At 50.5% G+C, this 560-nt stretch carries 1 protein-coding gene; it reads left to right on the forward strand.

The genetic code is table 11. The features are described from left to right. The coding region (locus AB3351_RS23545; protein ID WP_371149548.1) for an IS3 family transposase at positions 1-558 on the forward strand (558 nt) is incomplete at its 5' end. Positions 559-560: the final 2 nt, after the last annotated feature.

Genomic DNA, 560 nt, shown 5'->3' on the forward strand with positions numbered 1-560 from the left:
TCCAAACATAAATTGCCGGTCTATGACAACGTGCTTGACCGTCAGTTTAAGCCTGAAGCGCCAAACCGTGCCTGGGTGTCTGATATTACGTATATTGCGACGCAGCAGGGCTGGGTGTATTTAGCGAGCGTTATGGATCTGTATTCCCGGAAGATCGTCGGCTGGGCGCTTAGCGACCGAATGACGAAAGAACTTGTGCTTGAGGCGTTTGATAAGGCCTGCATACGCCAGAAGCCGCCAAAAGAATTAATACACCACTCTGACCGAGGAGCGCAGTACGCCTCCAAAGACTACCGGGAGCGCATAGCTACGATGGAGATGACCGGAAGCATGAGTCGCAAAGGTAACTGCTACGACAACGCCTGCATCGAAGCCTTCCACAGCGTCCTCAAGAAGGAGCTCATTTACCAAACGAAGTTCAAGACGCGAAAGCAGGCGTACGAAGCGATTTACGAGTACATCGAACTAGAGTACAACCGTATCCGTATCCATTCTGCGATTAATTACCTCACTCCGCACGAATGCGAAAAAAGGTATTACCAGCAGCGGGTTGCGTAAAA

The organism is Aneurinibacillus sp. REN35 (assembly GCF_041379945.2).
In the GTDB taxonomy this organism is placed as follows: domain Bacteria; phylum Bacillota; class Bacilli; order Aneurinibacillales; family Aneurinibacillaceae; genus Aneurinibacillus.